The organism is Bacillus sp. MAG717A (assembly GCF_036884855.1).
Classification (GTDB): Bacteria; Bacillota; Bacilli; order Bacillales; family Bacillaceae; genus Bacillus; species Bacillus safensis.
The window spans coordinates 2,589,587-2,607,125 of record NZ_CP145733.1 but is presented as its reverse complement, the minus strand read 5'-3'; the positions used below and the strand labels follow the sequence as shown (position 1 = coordinate 2,607,125).

General features: G+C 42.6%; 15 protein-coding genes and 1 riboswitch. Of the genes, 1 reads left to right on the top strand and 14 read right to left on the bottom strand.

Going from position 1 to position 17,539, the window contains the following annotated elements:
• Positions 1-31: 31 nt before the first annotated feature.
• Complete coding sequence (locus tag V6Z54_RS13375) at positions 32-640, bottom strand: succinate dehydrogenase cytochrome b558 subunit (protein ID WP_269103197.1); 609 nt, start codon at positions 638-640, stop codon at positions 32-34.
• A gap of 283 nt (positions 641-923) precedes the next feature.
• Between V6Z54_RS13375 and V6Z54_RS13370 the strand changes: the two genes are divergently transcribed.
• Positions 924-1,367, top strand: a complete 444-nt coding sequence (locus V6Z54_RS13370) for a YslB family protein (RefSeq protein ID WP_041086524.1) — start codon at positions 924-926, stop codon at positions 1,365-1,367.
• A gap of 153 nt (positions 1,368-1,520) precedes the next feature.
• Here V6Z54_RS13370 and V6Z54_RS13365 read toward each other — a convergent pair whose 3' ends face one another.
• From V6Z54_RS13365 to polX, 13 genes are all read right to left on the bottom strand, one after another.
• On the bottom strand, positions 1,521-2,756 hold the full coding sequence (locus V6Z54_RS13365) for an aspartate kinase (protein WP_041086526.1): 1,236 nt from the start codon (positions 2,754-2,756) through the stop codon (positions 1,521-1,523).
• Positions 2,757-2,888: 132 nt separating this feature from the next.
• Positions 2,889-3,066: riboswitch (Lysine riboswitch) on the bottom strand.
• 61 nt (positions 3,067-3,127) lie between these two features.
• Positions 3,128-4,900 (bottom strand): excinuclease ABC subunit UvrC, encoded by a 1,773-nt coding sequence (uvrC, locus tag V6Z54_RS13360; RefSeq protein WP_041086528.1) that lies wholly within the window; start codon positions 4,898-4,900, stop codon positions 3,128-3,130.
• 139 nt (positions 4,901-5,039) lie between these two features.
• Complete coding sequence (gene trxA, locus V6Z54_RS13355) at positions 5,040-5,354, bottom strand: thioredoxin (RefSeq protein WP_007501629.1); 315 nt, start codon at positions 5,352-5,354, stop codon at positions 5,040-5,042.
• Between the two features lie 246 nt (positions 5,355-5,600).
• Positions 5,601-7,079, bottom strand: coding sequence for an alpha-N-arabinofuranosidase (locus tag V6Z54_RS13350; protein ID WP_073978760.1), 1,479 nt, complete (start codon positions 7,077-7,079; stop codon positions 5,601-5,603).
• Between the two features lie 75 nt (positions 7,080-7,154).
• A complete protein-coding gene (locus V6Z54_RS13345; RefSeq protein ID WP_024427172.1) occupies positions 7,155-8,132 on the bottom strand; it encodes an electron transfer flavoprotein subunit alpha/FixB family protein in 978 nt (325 codons plus the stop codon).
• 43 nt (positions 8,133-8,175) lie between these two features.
• Positions 8,176-8,949: an electron transfer flavoprotein subunit beta/FixA family protein gene (locus V6Z54_RS13340; protein ID WP_073978758.1), complete on the bottom strand. Its 774-nt coding sequence runs from the start codon at positions 8,947-8,949 to the stop codon at positions 8,176-8,178.
• Positions 8,950-8,980: 31 nt separating this feature from the next.
• Positions 8,981-9,760 (bottom strand): enoyl-CoA hydratase, encoded by a 780-nt coding sequence (locus V6Z54_RS13335; protein WP_041086537.1) that lies wholly within the window; start codon positions 9,758-9,760, stop codon positions 8,981-8,983.
• A 25-nt stretch (positions 9,761-9,785) separates the two neighbouring features.
• The gene (locus V6Z54_RS13330; RefSeq protein ID WP_060697564.1) at positions 9,786-10,370 is read right to left on the bottom strand and encodes a TetR/AcrR family transcriptional regulator; all 585 of its coding nucleotides are present in this window, start codon (positions 10,368-10,370) and stop codon (positions 9,786-9,788) included.
• A 168-nt stretch (positions 10,371-10,538) separates the two neighbouring features.
• Positions 10,539-12,257 (bottom strand): AMP-binding protein, encoded by a 1,719-nt coding sequence (locus V6Z54_RS13325; protein ID WP_073978757.1) that lies wholly within the window; start codon positions 12,255-12,257, stop codon positions 10,539-10,541.
• Positions 12,258-12,356: 99 nt separating this feature from the next.
• Positions 12,357-12,812 (bottom strand): immunity 63 family protein, encoded by a 456-nt coding sequence (locus V6Z54_RS13320; protein ID WP_041086876.1) that lies wholly within the window; start codon positions 12,810-12,812, stop codon positions 12,357-12,359.
• A 162-nt stretch (positions 12,813-12,974) separates the two neighbouring features.
• Entirely contained in the window at positions 12,975-13,379 is a 405-nt protein-coding gene (locus V6Z54_RS13315; protein ID WP_007501637.1) for a DUF350 domain-containing protein, read from the bottom strand.
• A 14-nt stretch (positions 13,380-13,393) separates the two neighbouring features.
• On the bottom strand, positions 13,394-15,751 hold the full coding sequence (locus V6Z54_RS13310) for an endonuclease MutS2 (protein ID WP_305960901.1): 2,358 nt from the start codon (positions 15,749-15,751) through the stop codon (positions 13,394-13,396).
• Between the two features lie 21 nt (positions 15,752-15,772).
• Positions 15,773-17,485 (bottom strand): DNA polymerase/3'-5' exonuclease PolX, encoded by a 1,713-nt coding sequence (gene polX / locus V6Z54_RS13305; RefSeq protein WP_073978756.1) that lies wholly within the window; start codon positions 17,483-17,485, stop codon positions 15,773-15,775.
• Between the last annotated feature and the right edge of the window lie 54 nt (positions 17,486-17,539).

Below are 17,539 nucleotides of genomic sequence, written 5' to 3'. Positions count from 1 at the left end.
CCCTCTCCCTCTTCTACTAATCTATTTCCTCTTAAACAAAAGCGAAAATTGCTCTTAGCCCTACATATGAAAGCGCTATAAATATACCTAATGTCACAAATGTGGAGATTCTTTGTGAGCGTGGTGAAACCGTAATTCCCCAGCTGACAGCAAATGACCACAAGCCATTAGCAAAGTGGAAAATAGTAGATAAAACGCCGACAATATAGAAGCAAAGCATAAATGGAGAGCTTAAAATATTCGCCATCATGTCATAGTTGACTTCAGCTCCAAGCTGAGCTTGAATGCGTGTTTCCCATACGTGCCAAGTGATAAAAATCAAAGTGATGATACCTGAAACCCTTTGCAGTCTGAACAGCCAGTTTCTTAAGTAACTGAAGCGAGACGTGTTGTTTTGTGCCGTAAAGGCTATGTACACCCCATAAACAGCATGATAGATCAGTGGTAAGAAAATCACGAACAGCTCAAGTGCGTACCTGAATGGCAGCTGTTCCATAAAGTGTGCAGCTTTGTTAAACGCCTCTGGTCCATCCGTCGCAAAGTGGTTAATCACTAAGTGCTGTACTAAAAATAGACCGACCGGAATGACGCCAAGCAAAGAATGCAATCTCCGATAAAAAAATTCTTTGTTCCCCGACATTACTTTACCCCCTAGTAAAAAAAGTGCAATTGCTTGAAAATTGTCTTACCCCCGCTTCTTTCAATTGTAAGCACTTTATTCAAATTTATTGACAATTTCATTTTACTCCTATGTCAAAAAAGCGTCAAGAAACCGCGTACATAAATTAAAATTTTCCGAAATTTAAAAGTTTTAAATCAAAATTCGTTTTACTACAATAAGAATTTCTTAGACTTCAGGGAAAACTCTGTCATCATATGCCCACATAAGCTATAATAAATTGTTGAAAGAGGGGAGCCGTACAATGAATAAATTCGAATCTAACTTAGAACAGCTAAAAGAAATTGAAGTCAATGGATTTGCCTACGAGCTGATACGCGAAGTTCTGCTGCCTGATATTCTTGGTCAGGACCATTCATCTATGATGTATTTTGCGGGTAAACTGCTTGCTCGTAAATTTCCTCAAGAGTCATGGGAAAAGATCCCCGAATTTTTCCATGCTGCCGGATGGGGGACTCTCACGATGGTCCATTCGAAAAAACAGGAAATTGAGTTTGAGCTCGAAGGTCCACTAGTATCAAATCGACTCACCTATCAAAAGGAGCCATGCTTTCAGATGGAAGCCGGTTTTATTGCTGAACAAATTCAGCTTCTTAATGAGCACGTAGCTGAATCCTATGAACAAGTGAAAAAGCGTGCTGAGAAAGTCATTTTAACCGTTAAATGGGATTTAAGAGACCCTAGCTAATACTCTTGATAAAAGGCGCGGACTTCAGGTCACGCCTTTTTATATGTCTTCATCTATCATAGCATACTTAATGAATGGGTTTACGCTCGTTTCAGCCAATTCCATATAGAAAAAAGAGGCGTCCCACTTTCATGAGATCACCTCTTTACCTTTTTAAGAGTGAGCAGCTGCGCTCACCTTTGATAAATCAAACGCATCATGCAGCGCTTCAACCGCTTTGACCATATCATCACGGCCGACTACTGTTGAGACTTTGATTTCAGACGTACTGACCATTTTCACTTGAATGTCTTTTTGCGCTAATACAGCAAACATTTCAGCAGCTACGCCTGGATTTGAGACCATTCCAGATCCCACAATGGATACTTTCGCTAATTTGCTTTCTGTCTCAATCTGCTCGTAGCCAAGCGCCCCTTTATATTCTTCTAATACTTCAACTGTTTTGGACAAATCATCCGTTTTCACAGAGAAAGAGATCGACGTCTGGTTGGTGCTTGTGACAGACTGAATGATGATATCAACATTGATATTCTGTTTCGCAAGCGTCGTAAAAATGGTCGATAATGTTGTTAAACCGCTTGAAAGCCCGCACACTGTCACTCGTGTAATCTGATCTTCAAACGCAATGCCTCTGACGACTAAATTTTGTTCCATGGATGATTCCTCCTCAATTAACGTACCCGATTCATTTTCAATACTAGAACGGACTTCTAGCGGGACTTGATAATTTTTCGCAAATTCAACAGCTCTTGGATGCAGGACCCCAGCTCCTAAATTAGCCAGCTCAAGCATCTCATCGTATGAAATACCCGCAAGTTTCCGCGCGGATGGTACATAACGCGGATCTGTCGTAAACACACCTGGTACATCTGTGTAAATATCACATTTATCAGCTTTTAATGCGGCAGCCAGTGCCACAGCAGTCGTATCTGATCCTCCGCGTCCAAGTGTTGTGATATGTAAGTCATCTGCAATTCCTTGGAAGCCTGCCACAACAACGACTTTCCCCGCACCTAATTCCTCTTTTATTCTTGCTTCATCAATGTCCACGATTCTTGCATTTCCGTGTACATGCTCTGTTTTCATACCAGCCTGCCAGCCTGTAAAGGAAATGGCATCATAGCCTCTTGCTTGGAGCGCCATCGTTAATAATGAAATGGTCACCTGTTCACCAGTTGCGAGCAGCATATCCATTTCTCTTTTGCTTGGATCGTCTGTAAGTTCTTTCGCTAGCTCTACTAGAACATCTGTTGATTTACCCATCGCTGATACAACCACAACCACATCATGTCCTGCCTCGCGTTCAGCGATCACTCTCTCTGCGGCATTGCGAATTTTTTCTGTTGACCCAACGGAAGTTCCGCCAAATTTTTGTACAATTAGTCCCATGTCTACCACCCTTTTTCAAAAGTTCACGTGTGAGAGAAGAGGCTGCTTTGGAGACTGTCCGCTCACTGCAAATAAAAAAGCAATGAGAGACAAATCTCCCATTGCTTTAAAATCATCATTAAACGATGCAAACAATGAGATAGCCCTCCAAGAATTGAATTCTTGACAGCCCTACATTTCTTCAATGTACAGCCAGCGAATAAAATGAGTGGATTTTATTCACTTCGGCGACGCTCCCCTTTCAGCCCTCTTCTTAGATCCCATCGATCTCCGAAGGCTTACTCTTGAAGTTCGCACCTCTATCTTCAACAAACAACACGTTCATTTATTAAATTAGTCACATCTTAACAAACTTTTGGTAAAAGTACAATCTATTTTTTTAATGCTTCCATTAAAAGTTCAGCCGTCTGTTTCGGAATGCCAGCCTCCTGAAAGTCTTGGATAGAGGCTTCTTTCATCTTTTTCACAGAGCCAAAATGTTTGAGGAGCTGCTTTTTACGCTTCTCTCCGATACCTGGTACATCGTCTAAAATAGACTGGAATGCATTTTTTCCGCGCAGCTGCCGGTGAAAGCTAATGGCGAACCGGTGCACTTCATCTTGAATGCGCTGCAACAAGTAAAAAGCCTGGCTATTTCGCTCCAGCGCAACAATTTCAAGTGTATCTCCCATCATGAGATTTGAAGTCCGGTGTTTTTCATCTTTTACAAGACCTGCGACCGGGACAGACAGATTCAATTCATTTTCAAGCACATCGATGGCTGCGTTGATCTGTCCTTTTCCTCCGTCAATTAAAATTAAATCTGGCAGCGGCAGTTCATCCTTTAACACGCGGGTATATCGTCTTCTAATGACTTCACGCATGGATGCATAATCATCTGGTCCTGAGACGGTTTTAATTTTGTATTTTCGGTATTCCTTTTTATATGGCTTCCCGTCCTGAAAGACGACCATAGCAGAAACCGGGTCTGCTCCTTGAATATTGGAGTTATCAAACGCCTCAATTCTGTACGGCATATAAATATTAAGTGCATCCCCAAGCTGCTTCACCGCACCAATTGTCCGCTCTTCATCACGCTCAATGAGCGAAAACTTTTCTTTTAAGGCGATTTTGGCATTTTGATGGGCAAGTAAAAGTAAATCCTTTTTCTTTCCTTTTTTCGGCTGGTGAACGTTTGTCTCAAGTAATTGCTCAATCATCTCTTGATCGACACTGTCCGGCACCAAAATTTCCTTCGGCAGAAAATGGTTGTTCTTTTCATAAAATTGCCCCATAAACGTGAGGAACTCCTCTTCAGGATCCTGATACATAGGAAACAGGCTGACATCACGTTCAATCAATTTCCCCTGTCTGATGAAGAAAACTTGGACACACATCCAGCCTTTATCATAGGCATAGGCGAAGACATCTCGATCTGATAAATCACTCATCGTCATTTTCTGTTTTTCCATCGTTGAGTCGATATAAGCGATTTGGTCTCTCAGTTCTTTTGCACGTTCAAACTCTAAATTTTCAGCAGCTTCCTGCATCTTTTCGGTCAGTTCTTTTTTGATTTGCTGATGTCCTCCGTTTAGAAACCTTGTGATTTCGTCCACGAGCTGCTTATTCGTTTCCTCGGAAATGTCATACACACATGGTGCAAGACATTGCCCAAGATGATAATAAAGGCAGACGCGGTCAGGAAGAGTGGCGCATTTTCTCAGTGGATATAAGCGGTCGAGCAGCTTTTTCGTTTCTCGTGCTGCTTGTACGTTTGGATATGGACCGAAATATTTCCCTTTGTCCTTTTTTACATTGCGGGTGACGATCAGCTTAGGGTGGCGTTCATTCGTAATTTTTATAAATGGATACGTCTTGTCATCCTTGAGCATGACATTGTATTTTGGGTCATATTTTTTGATTAAATTCAGCTCTAAAATGAGCGCTTCGATATTAGAAGAGGTGACAATGTATTCAAAGTCTGCAATTTCACTGACAAGCCGTTGCGTTTTGGCGTCATGTGATCCAGTGAAATAAGAGCGCACCCTGTTTTTTAACACCTTTGCCTTTCCCACGTAAATGATCGTATTTTGTCTATCTTTCATTAAGTAACAGCCTGGTTGATCCGGCAGGACTGACAGTTTTTCTTTGATTAGTTTGTTCATATTTTCATCCGTCCTTGTTTTCCTCTTTCACTCCTTCTAGTGTATCACGAACATTTGTTTTATACCATGTTGAAAGAAAAGCGGCTCTCGTCTTTACGAGAACCGCTTCAATGATTATGCCGCTTGGACATAGATCGGTTTATAGATGTTTGTTGACAAGTTCAGCAAGTGCTTCTTTTGGTTTGAAACCAACAGAAGTTTCTACAACTTCACCGTCTTTTAGAACAAGAAGTGTTGGGATACTCATAACGCCGTATTTACCAGCAGTTTCTTGGTTATCGTCTACATCAATTTTTACAATTTTCATTTTGTCGCCCATTTCTTGATCAAGTTCTTCAAGAACTGGAGCAATCATTTTACAAGGTCCACACCATGGTGCCCAAAAATCTGCAAGAACAACACCTTCTGCAGTTTCTTGTGAAAATGTTGCGTCAGTAGCTTTTACGATTGCCATTATTCATTCCTCCAATGTAAATTATGCTTTTTAGTATAGCATCTACCAATGTGACTTGCGAATGAAATGCTTACGAATCATTTTTTAGGAAATGAATTAAAAAACAAACCGTATAATCGCACCAATGACAACAATCGCACCGATGATCATGAGAATGGTTCTAAGCATATGACATGACATCCTTTCCGCTTCATTTACAATGTATGATGCCCCAACATTCTTCTCATCAAACATCGAAATATGCAATCAAGTGAGGTCGACAGTTATCATGACCACTGACATTGGCGGCAGCTCTACCGTTAATTCACCGGGATTTACAGTCATTTGCTGAAAATCTTTTGGCTGAACAGAATGAGGATCATCAAATGTATTATGCGCATTCATGCGATCAGCTGTCAGCACACGTCCGATGACTTTCGTTTGTGCATCAACCCCTTCAATGGCAAGGGATACCTCTTTTTGTTCATGCGGATTCAGGTGACAGTAGCTAATATGCATCTTACCTGATGAACGTGAGGCTGACACACTGACCTGAGGAATTTTTTCACCTTTTCGTTCATACGGCGGTGAAACGAACTCCACTTCAAGCGCTTCTTCCTCTTGATGTACTTGAAACATGTGAAATACATGATACGTAGGCGTCAGAAGCATCTTTTCGTCCTTTGTTAATACCATCGCTTGCAACACATTGACCGTCTGAGCAATATTTGCCATATGAATCCGCTCGCAATGGCGATGAAAAATATGAAAATGGAGGGCGGACACAAGGGCATCTCTTAGTGTGTTTTGCTGATATAAAAACCCAGGATTTGTCCCTGGCTCTGGGTCATACCATGTCCCCCATTCATCAATAATCATCCCAATTCGCTTGTCTGGGTCATAACGATCCATGATTTCACCATGGTCCTCGACAAGCCGTTCCATCTCATAGGCTTTTTTCAGCGTGATAAACCATTCATCCTCATCAAATTCAGTCGCTGACCCTTTCTTCTCCCATGTACCAGGTACGGTGTAATAATGTAAGCTGAGCCCATCCATCCACGGTGCAGCCCGCTCCATCAATACTTTCGTCCAATTCACGTCATTAGAATTCGCACCGCAGGCGATTTTATAAATACGCTGCCCTGCAAATTCTCTTACGTACGTTTGATAGCGTTTATATAAATCTGCATAGTATTCAGGCGTCATATTCCCGCCGCAGCCCCAGCTTTCATTGCCTACACCAACATAGGTCAGCTGCCAAGGTTCTTGTTTTCCATTTTGAATGCGCCAATCGGACATAGGTGTCCCTTTTGGAAATGTCATGTATTCGACCCAATCGGCTAATTCTTGAACAGACCCGCTTCCCACATTGCCGCAAATGTATGGCTCACATTCAAGCAGCTCACACAATGCCATAAATTCATGTGTACCAAATGCATTGGATTCAACCGTCCCACCCCAATGGGTATTTACCATCGGCTTTCGTTCACTGAGATCACCTACACCATTTGCCCAGTGATATTCGTCTGCGAAACAGCCCCCCGGCCACCTCAACACCGGAATATGTAATGCTTGAAGGGCCTTCAGCACATCGGTACGAATCCCTTCAATATGGTCAATCTCTGAGTCTTTTCCTACCCAAATCCCGTCATAAATCCCTCTTCCTAAATGCTCCTGAAAGTGCCCATAAATGTGTTTAGAAATGCGTCCGATCACGTCATTGACTTTTACTGTCCCCTTCACTTGTCAACCGCTCCTTTTCTTCTTAATTACATACAAAAAAACCCAGAATACCTAGGCATTCTGAGTGTATGAGCGTTACGAGTGGATATTCATCTTTTTTAACTCTTCATTCAAAAGCGGTACCACTTCAAACAAGTCACCGACGATTCCGTAATCGGCGATTTTGAAGATTTCTGCTTCTGGGTCTTTGTTGATGGCCACAATGACTTTACTGTTAGACATTCCCGCTAAATGCTGAATCGCTCCTGATATCCCGCATGCAATATAAAGATCAGGTGTGACGACTTTTCCCGTTTGACCAATTTGCAGGGCATAATCACAGTAATCGGCGTCACAGGCGCCACGCGAGGCTCCGACTGCTGCCCCGAGCGTCTCAGCAAGTTCATTCAGCGGTTCAAAGCCTTCCTTGCTTTTAACCCCGCGCCCTCCAGCAACAATGACCTTTGCTTCCGATAAATCTACACCCTCTGACGTTTTTTTAATGACTTCCTTCACGATCGTCCGAAGGTTCTGAATATCGACAGAAACTGGTGTGACTTCTCCGCCTCGTGACGCATCCCGCTCAAGTGGCGCCACGTTGTTTGGCCGAATGGTCGCTAGAAGCAGGCGGTCTGTTGAAATGACTTTTTCAAAGGCTTTTCCAGAGTAAATCGGTCTAGTGAAAACAAGATGTTCGCCGGTAACGCTTACATCGATCGCATCTGAAATCAAGCCAGTCTGAAGACGTGCGGCTATTTTCGGCGACAAGTCTTTTCCGATAGACGTATGGCCAAAAAGCACAGCATCTGGATCGACCTGATCTAATATAGCTTGAAGCGCCTGCGCAAAACCATCTGACGTATAATATGAAAGGTGCGGATGCTCCACAATCATGACATGATCTGCTCCATAGTAAAGCAGTTCATCCGCTAGGCCTTTGACGTCATCCCCTATTAACACGCCAATGACCTCACCGCCATCTGCCACTTTGTGAGCGGCAGCAATGGCTTCAAATGTCACATTTCTTAATTTACCGTCACGACTTTCTCCAAGTACAACAACTTTTTTACTCATCTTCAAGCTCCCCCTTGTTCTCGTGATATCGTAAAGTGGATGTTTAGATGACTTTCGCTTCATTTCTGAGTAGATCTGTCAGTTCTTTGACTTGATCCTGAAGCTCGCCGCTCAGCACCTTGCCACCCTCTTTTTTCTCCGGTAAGTAACGTTCAATTGTTTTGATTTTAAATGGTACATCGTCTTCGTCCAGATCTAAATCATCAAGTTCCAATTCTTCTAAAGGCTTTTTCTTTGCCTTCATAATGCCTGGTAATGATGGATAGCGCGGCTCATTGAGTCCTTGCTGAGCTGTGACGACAAGCGGGAGCTCGGCAGAAATGACTTCCACATCACCCTCTGCATCTCGTTCAATCGACGCAGAGCCGCCATCAATTTGAATGCTTGTTATCGTTGTCACATATGAAAAGCCGAGTAATTCAGCAAGACGCGGGGCTACCTGTCCAGAGCCGCCGTCAATTGCTACATTCCCTGCTAAGATCAAGGAAGCCTCTTTGTCTTTTAAATAGTGATAAAGAATGGTAGAAGCTGAATATTGGTCCCACTCTTCTAAGTCATCTTCCACGTTTAATAAGACGGCCCTGTCACAGCCCATAGCAAGCGCTGTTCTCAGCTGTTTCTCCGCATCTTCACCGCCAACTGTCACAACGGTCACTTCTCCCCCGTGCTCATCGCGAAGCTGAATGGCTTCTTCAATGGCATACTCGTCATAAGGATTAATAATGAACTCTGCTCCATCTTCTTGAATTGCACCAGACTGTATAGAAATTTTCTCTTCCGTGTCAAACGTACGCTTCATCAAAACAAATATATTCATTTATTTCTCCCCCTTGTGTCGTACTTATCCCTTATTCCCCTTTAAAGTTCGGTTTGCGCTTTTCGATAAAGGCCTGGATGCCTTCTTTGGCGTCATTTGATTGGAAAACCTCACCAAACTTTTTGGCTTCCAGCTTCATTCCGCCGTCATATGAATACAATTTTGTTGCGTTCAATAAATCAAGCACATACTCAAGTGATTTTGGGCTTTTCGCTGCAAATTTCCCCGCAAGTGTTTTGGCCACTGCGAGCGCTTCTTCCTCTGTTTCTGCCAGCTTTGTAACAAGTCCACAAGCAAATGCTTCTTCACCTGTAATCGGTTCAGCTGTTCCCATCATTTCAAGCGCTTTAGCAGAACCAACGTAGCGCGGGAGGCGCTGCGTGCCGCCGAATCCTGGAATAATGCCGAGGTTTAGTTCTGGAAGTCCAAGCTTCGCATCTTTTGTTGCGATTCGAATATCACAAGACATGGCAAGCTCAAGTCCTCCGCCTAATGCTGCTCCGTGAATCGAGGCAATGACTGGTTTTGGACATTGTTCAATCCGTTCAAAAACTTGCTGTCCTCTATCTGCAAGGCTTGCATAATCAGACTCTTCCTGTAAAGTGGTAAATTCTTTAATATCAGCACCTGCTGAGAAGAATCTTCCTTCTCCGTGAATCACAATCGCTCTTACTTCTTCATTCTGTTCGAGCTCATCGAACATGTCATTAAGCTCAGTGAGCAGCTGAGAGGATAAGGCATTTGCAGGTGGGTTCTGAATCGTGATGAGCGCTGTCTGTCCTTCATGATGTAAGCTGAGTATCTTTTCCATGTAATCATCCTTTTTCACAGTGTCTTTAGGATTGATGTATTCCGTTTAACAGCAGATCATGTACATTTTCTGCGAGTGCAGGCAGATCATACTTTTGATCATTCATGACCCATGTTGTTGCGGTTTCATCAATCGTCCCAAATACCATTTGTCTCGCTAAGCGAACATCTAAATTTTGTCTGAATTCTCCTGTTTTCTTTCCTTCTGTTAAAATTGAATCGAGCATATTTAAATACCCTTTTAGCACTTCATTGATTTTTTGCCGCAGCTCAAGGTTTGACTGCCTGAGTTCAAGCTGTGTCACAAGAGCCAAATGATGATTTTGCGCCAGCATGCGAAAATGCTCCTCAATCAACAGTAGAAGCTTTTCTTTGGCAGACGGCTTCTTTTGGATATCTGTTTCCATCCGTTCGATGAATTGTCCCATTTTTTCTTTGAACAATGAGATGAGAATATCCTCTTTGTTTTTGAAATAAAGATAAATGGTTCCGTCTGCGACCCCTGCTTGTTTCGCAATCTTTGAAACTTGTGATTGATGATAGCCATTCTCTGCAATCACCACAACTGCTGCATCAATAATTTGCATGTACTTCGGTCTTTTCTGCTTCAATGTGCTTCGTCCCTTTCTAAATTGAATGAGCATTCATTCATAACTTTATGTTAAAAAGAAACGGGTGATTTGTCAAGAGATCTTCTTCTTTCTTTTCAACCTTTATCATACCAGTGCAGACTATCATCATTCAAATCATCCGGTCGCTCGACCGGATGATGAAGGTCGTTATTTCTTTAATTGATCGACAGTTGTTTCAGATGATGAAGCGTGCTTTCTTTTTTCTTCTTCAATTAAAACTCTGCGCAAAATTTTTCCGACGGCCGTTTTAGGCAGTGACTCTTTAAATTCATACACGCGCGGTACTTTAAATGAAGCAATTCTCGTTCTCACAAAGCGATCGAGTTCATCCTCTGTTAAATAAGCATCCTTTTTCGGCACAACAAATGCTTTTACTGTTTCTCCTCTATAAGGATCTGGTATACCTGCGACAACAACTTCTTGTACAAGCTCATGCTCATAAAGGGCTTCTTCGACCTCTCTTGGGTAAATATTATAACCGCTCGCAATAATGACATCCTTTTTCCGGTCAACGATATAGAAAAAACCGTCTTCATCCATATACCCAATATCTCCGGTGAAAAACCATCCATCCCTTAATACAGCTGCTGTCTCCTCTGGCTGATTCCAGTATCCTTTCATAATCTGCGGTCCTTTGACGATAATTTCTCCGTGCTCATACGGCTCTTTAAGTCCACCCGTTTCCTCGCAATAAATGCCTGCGTCTGTCCCAGGCCACGGACAGCCAATGCTGCCTGTTTTGTTCGCTCCCCATAAAAAGTTAGAATGGGTCACTGGTGATGTTTCTGAAAGACCATACCCCTCCACTAAACGTCCTCCTGTTAATTTCTCAAAGCTCTGTTTGACTTCAACAGGAAGAGCCGCCGAGCCGCTTAAACATGCGGTGATGGACGACAGGTCATACTTTTCAATGTTCGGATGATGCAGCAAGGCGATATACATGGTTGGTGCACCGGGAAAGAGCGTCGGTTTCTGTTTTTCAATCGTTTTGAGGGTATCAGCTGCGTCAAATCGCGGAAGTAGAATCATTGAATGTCCTTCTTTGACAGCAAGGTTTAATACGGTCGTCATTCCGTATACATGAAAAAATGGAATGATGCCAAGGATTCGTTCTTTTCCTCTTGTCGTTTTATACATCCAAGAAGCGCACATTTCAGTATTCGCTAAAATATTTTCATGCGTAAGCATGACCCCTTTTGGTAAACCAGTCGTTCCGCCTGTATATTGCAAAACAGCGACATCCTCTTTCGGTTCAAAGGCAAGCGCCGGAATCTGGTCTACTGACGATTCTTTCATGATTTGTGAGAAGTGATGAATGGTCTCACTTTCCTCTACTTGGATGACCATTTTATTTTTTCTTTTTTGGACGATAGGAAACAGAATGTTTTTCGGAAATGGTAAATAATCCTGTAGTTTTGTGATGATCAAGTGCTCCATACTTGTCAGCGCTTTCATTTTATAGGCCTTTGGATACAATAAATCCAATGTAATCAGCACTTTTGAGCCGCTGTCCTCCATTTGATATGCCAGTTCTTTCTCCGTATAAAGCGGGTTCGTTTGAACAACGATGCCGCCTGCAATTAAAACAGCATAATAAGAAATGACGGATTGAGGACAGTTTGGCAGCATGATTGCTACTCTATCGCCTTTTTTCACGCCAATTTCCATCAGATGACCAGCTAGTTTTAATGCTTCTTCCTGGAGCTGTTCATAGGTGATGTTTTTTCCTAGAAAATGAATGGCTGTATGCTCAGGTGCAGCCTCTGCGGAGCTGAATAAGTAAGATTGTAACGTCTCATTTGGGATGGTGAGTTCGTGGGGAATTTGATTCGGGTAATGCAGAAGCCAACGTTTATCTGACTGCATAAAAACCCTCCTTCCTGAACTTTCGTACTATTTTATTATAGCAAACTTTTCCTCAAGGCAGTTTGCTTTTTTCAAATAGAGCTTGGTTCCATAACATCTTTATTTCTTCGCTGTTGTTTCGATTGATGCTCTTTTTCCTTCATGATGCCACTGTTCATATAATCCACCAATTGCACAAAATGACTCATTTACTCTCTCCACAATCTGTTGATGGATACTTGGGTCATTAGGTAAATGCGTCTGGATGTTGTCGACTTGATACTGCCTCATCATGTCGATGTAGACTGTGAGAAAGATCGTGTCTTCTAAAATCCAGTAAATGACTTCATCCGCCGCTTTTGTTCTTTTGTGCAGCATTTGGATTCCTCGTTCATATTGAATGAGAATATAGCCGCTCGGATCGATTTGAACATAAGGGCTCAAATCATCAAAAAATCCAGTCGTTTGAAATGGACGTGCAATATACGGTTCATATATGTCTCTTGGCAGGGATGTCATTTGGAGACAAGTATCAATACGTTTTATGAGTTCGTCTTTTTGCAGAATTTGCTTCATGTGATTCGCCGCCTTCGGGTGAGATAAAAGCTGCCAAGGGACCCCTGACAGCTTTCTCACTTTGTCTTCTTCATTTTACAGGAACATGTAAACGGCACCAATGACCGCAAAAGTACAGGCAACTACGATTAAAACTTTTGCTAGCTTTTCCATGTCGTCTCCTTAAATGCCGGCTGCTACTACGTAAGACAGCCCAACTGAAATAATGAGTGAAATAAACCCGACCGCTCTATTATCATTCTCAATCTCTTTATCTACTTTAAATCTTGGTGTTAAAAATTCAAAAATGAAATAGCTGACAAGCAGCATCACAAAGCCGTATACGCCCCACCCAACCATTTGTAGAAGGGAATTGTGCTGTGCGATTGAATGCTGAAACACATTCGCAATCCCAAAAATCTTTCCGCCTGTTGCCATGGCAACAGCTAAGTTTCCACGCTGGATCTCTTCCCAGTTTTTATAGGAGGTAACGAGTTCAAAAATGGTTAGAAATAAGACAAGACATAGGACGGCCACGCTGTAATAGGCGGCAATTTCCACAAGTTCATTTTCCCAAAAGGCTTTCATGCGTTTTCTCCTTTTTACTTTAATTCGACGATGGTGACGCCTGATCCTCCCTCGCCTTGTTCCCCAAAACGAGCATTTTTCACACTTCGGTGCTGTTTCAGTAATTCCTGAACCCCTTTTCTAAGGGCGCCAGTTCCTTTTCCGTGAATGATCGACACACGGGGATAACCGGCTAAGACAGCATCATCTAAATATTTCTCGACTCTGCTTAAGGCATTTTCATAACGCTCTCCTCTTAAGTCAAGCTCAAGCGATACATGATAGTCTTTTCCTTTGACTGCCGTAATGGCTTTCTCCTGCTTAAATTCAGGTGCTGATTTGATAAATTCCATGTCTTTTTCTTTTACTTTCATTTTCAGAATGCCCATTTGGACACTCCATTCTTTGTCACCTGTTTGTTCAAGCAGCGTTCCTTTTTGCCCGAAGGTGAGCACCTTCACTTCGTCGCCTGATTTTAGCTGTCTTGCTGCTTTTTTCACCGGCTCTGGCTTTTTCTTTCGGTCAAACTCAGGCACTGCTTCTTCAAGACGCTTTCTCGCATCGATGAGTTCATGCTCTTTGAATGAGCGATGCTCATTTTTTATCGACCTGAGCTCTTGAATGATGTCTTCTGCTTCTTTTGAGGCTTGTTCAATTTTTTCTGTCGCTTTTTGTTCAGCTTCTTCAAGCAGTTTGTCCTTTTGCTCATTCCATTCAAGAATTTGTCTCTGCAATTCTTTATGAAGCTTTTCTGCTTCTTTTCTATAGACTTCTGTCTCATGCAGCTCTTCTTCTGCTTGTTTCTTGCTGTCTTCTAATGAAGCAATCATTTGGTCTACTTCATTATGTTCGGCATGCATATCCGCTTTTGCCCGGTCAATGAGGTGATCTGGCAAACCAAGACGTTTAGAAATTTCAAATGCGTTACTTCGTCCAGGTACACCGATGAGCAAGCGGTACGTTGGTGATAAGGTTTCAATGTCGAACTCCACGCTCGCATTTGTGACACCTTCTCGGTTATATCCGTAAGCCTTCAGCTCAGGATAGTGAGTCGTTGCGATGACGCGTGCATTTGTCTGATGCACCTCATCTAAGATACTCATGGCTAAAGCCGCACCTTCAGCAGGGTCTGTTCCTGCCCCTAATTCATCAAATAACACGAGTGAGTTAGATGTCAAATTCTTTAAGATATCCACAATATTGACCATATGAGATGAGAACGTACTCAAGCTTTGCTCAATGGACTGTTCATCTCCAATATCAGCAAAGACTTGGTCAAATATAGCCACTTCCGAGCCTTCTTCAACTGGAATATGAAGGCCTGCCTGCGTCATAAGTGTCAAAAGACCAAGCGTTTTTAAGGTAACTGTCTTACCACCTGTATTTGGTCCAGTAATGACGATGGTTGAAAAATCTTTGCCGAGCTCAATGTCATTTGCCACAACCTGATCACGAGGCAATAAAGGATGTCTTGCCCGCTTTAAATAAATCTCCCCTTGATCATTCACAGCAGGCTTTGTGGCCTTTTCTGCCTTTGCATATTTGGCTTTAGCAAAAATAAAATCTAGCGTTTGAAGCTCCTTTACATTGTGAAGCAGTTCTTCAATGTGTTCTGACACGCTCGCTGTCAGCATTTGCAGGATCTTTTCGACCTCTTGTTTTTCTTTTAAACGGGTTTGCTGCAAGGTGTTATTTAAATCCACGACCACTTGCGGCTCGATAAAAAGGGTTGCCCCAGATGATGACTGATCGTGAACAATTCCGCCGTAATTCGAACGGTACTCCTGCTTTACCGGAATCACAAACCGGTCATTACGAATGGTAACAATCGTGTCTGACAGCATTTTTGAAGCAGATTGTGAACGAATCATGGATTCTAATTTATCTCGAACTTTTGATTCTAATGAACGTAATTGCGTACGTATTGTTCGTAGCGCCGGTGTTGCATGATCAAGCACTTCTCCATTATCACCGATACAGCTTTCTATTTCTTTTCTGACTTCAGGCAGTAATATCAGCGTCTCTGCATATGTATGAAGGCGCGGTATATCTACACCATCTTCATACAGGGACGTGAGAAAGTGCTTCATATTTTTCGCAGTGTATAATAGCGCTGCAATTTCCATGAGCTCAGATGGGCTTAATGTACTGCCGATTTCTGCTCGTTTGACCCCGCGTCTAATATCCGTCAGCCCGCCAAATGGCGCAGATCCCTTTAAGCGGATGACATCCTGTGCTTCTGCTACCTCTTCTAGCAAATGCTGAATGGTTTCGATATCCGTCAGCGGCGTTAAGTCCTGCGCTCTTTCTTTTCCTAATGAGGATGCGGTATAGGACATGACTTTTTCTTTTACTTTATGAAATTCTAATGATGCTAACACTTTTTGTTGCAGCATGGTCCAGCCTCCTAACGACTACCTGTCACGCGTTAAAAACTTTTTGATCTCGTTTAGAGAAAAAGTATTCACGACATTTGCTTTTGGTGTCCAGCCTTTTCTTGCAGCTGTTACACCAACTTCCATATGATCCAGCATGGCGATATTGTGTGCATCTGTATTGATCATGATGTTCACACCTGCTTCGTTTGCTTTCATTAAATGCTCTGTTTTTAAATCAAGCCTTGACGGGTTGCTGTTGAGTTCTAGTGCAGTTCCCGTTTTCTTCGCAAGCTCTATGAGCTGATCTATATTTAAGGCATAGCCGTCTCGTCTGCCGATCAAACGGCCTGTTGGATGTGCAATTAAATCTACATGCTGATTCCGCAGGGCATTTTCAAGGCGCTCCATGATGACTTCCTCCGGCTGAGAAAAGCTAGAATGGATAGACGCAATCACAAAATCCATGTCTGCTAAAAAGTCATCATCATAATCTAATGATCCATCCGGGAGAATATCCATTTCGACCCCTTTGAAAATGTGAAAATGCTCGAATTCTTGATTGAGCTTGTCAATTTCTTTTGCTTGCAGACGTAAACGTTCTTTTGTTAAACCGTTTGCTACTTTTAAATATTGCGAGTGATCTGTAATCGCCATGTATTCATAGCCTTTTGCAATACATGCCTCTGCCATTTCACGAATAGAAAATGCGCCGTCACTCCAAGTCGAGTGCATATGAAGGTCGCCTTTAATATCTTTTAGCTCGACAAATTGCATACTTTCTTTATACGTATCAATCTCCGCTCCGGTTTCACGAATTTCTGGTGGAATGAGCGGAAGTTGAAAATGCGCATAAAAAGCGGCCTCGTCTTCAAACGTTTTGACTTCTCCAGTTTCAATTGTTTCCACACCATATTCACTAATACGCTCTCCGCGCTCCTTCGCCAGCTGACGCATTCGAATATTGTGATCTTTTGAGCCAGTGAAATGATGCAGCGTTGTTGCAAATTGGTCTGTTGTCACAAGCCGGAAATCTACACTGATCTCAAAATCAAGGGCAAGAATGACAGATACCTTCGTATCACCGCTTGCGATGACGTCTTTGACATCTTCAAGTGCAACGAGCTGCTCTCTGACTTGTTCAGGATTGTCAGTCGCGATGATATAATCTAAATCTTTGACAGTTTCCCGTGCACGTCTTAAACTGCCAGCTCTTGAAAAACGAATAATCCCCTTCATCTGTTCAAGCGCATGATCAATCCGCTCTGCCACATCTAATGCAAAGCCAATTGGCAGTCGTTCTGGCTGTTTTCCAGCCTCCTCAAGAGCAGCGAGAATCTTTTCTTCGGTTTTTTTACCGAAGCCTGCAAGCGCTTGTACTTTTTCCGCTTCGCATGCTTCCTTTAACGACTGTGCATCATGGACACCAAGCTCTTGGTAAAGCTTAGCAATCTTCTTCCCGCCAAGTCCTTGCAACTTTAAGAGCGGGACAAGTCCTTCAGGCACTTCCTTTTTTAATTGTTCAAGCGTTTCTGATTGTCCTTTTTCAATATACTCTGTGATCACAGCAAAGGTTCCTTTTCCAATGCCGGGTAATGCTAATAGATCATCTATTTGCGAAAGGCTGCGGTCGTCTTGTTCCAGTGCCGCTGCTGCTTTACGAAAGGCAGAAATTTTAAACGGATTATCTCCTTTTAGTTCCATATATACTGCAATTGTTTCAAGAAGTTTGATAATATCTTTTTTATTCATCTCTCATCCTCCAGCCGCTTTGGCATCTTCCTATATAAATATACAAACTTTCCC